General features: G+C 70.2%; 1 protein-coding gene and 1 pseudogene. Both read left to right on the forward strand.

From position 1 onward, the window contains the following. Positions 1-291 precede the first annotated feature (291 nt). Positions 292-1,422, forward strand: a complete 1,131-nt coding sequence (gene chvE, locus AB0C29_RS44655; RefSeq protein WP_360833916.1) for a multiple monosaccharide ABC transporter substrate-binding protein — start codon at positions 292-294, stop codon at positions 1,420-1,422. Between the two features lie 35 nt (positions 1,423-1,457). Continuing rightward, a pseudogene (locus tag AB0C29_RS44660) lies at positions 1,458-2,247 on the forward strand (hypothetical protein); the annotation flags it as partial.

The following is a 2,247-nucleotide window of genomic DNA, read 5'->3' on the forward strand; positions in this document are numbered from 1 at the left end:
GCGCCGCGGCCGAGTAGCTCGTCCGCTTGCCCAGCTCCCGGTACGAGGGCAGGCCGGCCCGCCGCCGCAGGCGCCGCAGGTCACCGGCGAACCGCAGCAGGGGCGTCTCCTCGGACTCCAGCGGGCGTTCCTGTCGGGGCACCGGCCCTCCATTCGTCGCGGTCATTGTCCTCGCCGATGTCCAGCGTTGGTTGTTCAGCGGCCGGCGCCGAACACGAACAACGCCGCGCTCCCTACGGTCGGGATCGTTCCGCCGGCGCACCCGCCCGTGAAGCATTGAGGAGTTCGTGCATGCGAAACACCCGCATCCTGGTGGCGGCATCGGCCGTCGTCCTGGCCTTCTCCCTGGCCGCCTGTGGTTCCAGCGAGAAGTCGGCAGACAAGAAGACGGCGGCCGGCACCGGCAGCGCCGGCGCGCTGATCGGCGTCACCATGCCCACCCGCTCCTCGGAGCGCTGGAACGGCGACGGCGAGAACGTCAAGAAGGAGCTCGAGGCCCTCGGCTACAAGGTCGACCTGCAGTACGCCGAGGACGACATCCCCACCCAGATCAACCAGCTGGACAATCAGATCACCAAGGGCGCCAAGCTGCTGATCATCGCGCCCATCGACGGCACCGCGATCACCACCCAGCTGCAGAGCGCGGCGGACAACAAGATCCCGGTGATCGCGTACGACCGGCTGATCCGTAACTCGCCCAACGTGGACTACTACGCCACCTTCGACAACTTCCGGGTCGGCGTGCAGCAGGCGACGTCGCTGCTGACCGGCCTCAAGCTGCTCAACGCCGACGGGTCCAAGGGCTCCGCGAAGGGCCCGTTCAACGTCGAGTTGTTCGCCGGCTCGGCGGACGACAACAACGCGACGTTCTTCTACAACGGCGCGATGTCGGTGCTGAAGAAGTACCTGGACGACGGCACGCTGAAGGTGCCGAGCAAGCAGACCGACTTCAAGAAGATCGCGATCCTGCGGTGGAAGCCGGCAGTCGCCCAGGACCGGATGGAGAACCTGCTGACCTCGACGTACCGTTCCGGCCTGCGGGTGGACGGTGTGCTGTCGCCGTACGACGGCCTGTCGATCGGCATCGTCTCCGCGCTGAAGAGCAACGGCTACGGCACGGCCGGTCAGCCGTACCCGGTCGTGACCGGCCAGGACGCCGAAGCGGCCTCGGTCAAGTCGATCATCGCGGGCGAGCAGTACTCGACGATCTTCAAGGACTACCGGGTGCTGGCCCGGACCAGCGCGCAGATGGCCGATGCCGTGCTCAAGGGCCAGAAACCGGCCACGAACAACAACAAGGACTACGAGAACGGCGTGAAGGTCGTGCCGTCGACGCTGCTCGACACGGAGATCGTGAACAAGACCAACTACGAGAAGGTCCTCATCGACAGCGGCTTCTACACGAAGGCCAAGCTGCAGTGAGGATCGCGGCCCTCGCGGCTCTGACTCTGGTCCCGATGACCGTCGGCGCCGGGGTACCGAGCGCGATCCCGGCGGCGGCCCACGCCGCGGCGCCGTCGCCCTCGGCGCCCGGAACGGGCTGGCGGATCAGCGGCGACACGGTCATCTGGCGGTCGCCGGAGGCGATCCCGGTCGGTGACGCGGCGGTCGAGTTCTGGGCGGGGGAGCGGCGGCTCGGGGTGGCCCGCCGGCTCGACCCGCACACCTTCGCCCTGCCATGGTCCGGCGCCGCTGTCCCGACCGGATTGACGGTCCGGGCCGGCGGGCGCCGGCTGGACCGCGCTCCGGCCTCGACCCGGCGCTCCGGTCCCGTACCCGGGACGGCCACACCCGGACCGGCGTTGCCCGCGAATCCGGTTGATCCCGGAATTGCCGGTCCCTACCGCGTCCGGTCCGGCGAGTACACGCTGCCGCCGCTGACGTTGCCCGGCTATCCGGCCGCGATCGAGATGCAGGCACTGGTGACAGCGCCCGTGGGTGCGCCGGGTGCGCGCCCGCTGGCGGTGTTCCTGCACGGCAAGCACGCGACCTGCTACGGCGGGCCGGACAGTGCCGCGTACCGCTGGCCGTGCCCCGCGGGCAGCCGGCCCCTGCCCAGCTACCGCGGCTACCGCCAGGCCCAGGACCTGCTCGCCTCGCAGGGCTACGTCACCGTCTCGATCTCGGCCAACGGCATCAACGCGCAGGACGAGACCGACGGCGACGGCGGGGCGCAGGCCCGGTCCTCGCTGGTCCGGGCGCACCTCGCGCAGTGGGCGGACTGGGCCGGGCCCCGGCGACCGGGCG

Source organism: Actinoplanes sp. NPDC048791, assembly GCF_040650095.1.
In the GTDB taxonomy this organism is placed as follows: Bacteria; Actinomycetota; Actinomycetes; order Mycobacteriales; family Micromonosporaceae; genus Actinoplanes.

What these genes read in the sequence shown, in the direction of transcription:
- chvE (WP_360833916.1), top strand. Translation starts at nt 292, where the DNA reads ATGCGAAACACCCGCATCCTGGTGGCGGCATCGGCCGTCGTCCTGGCC.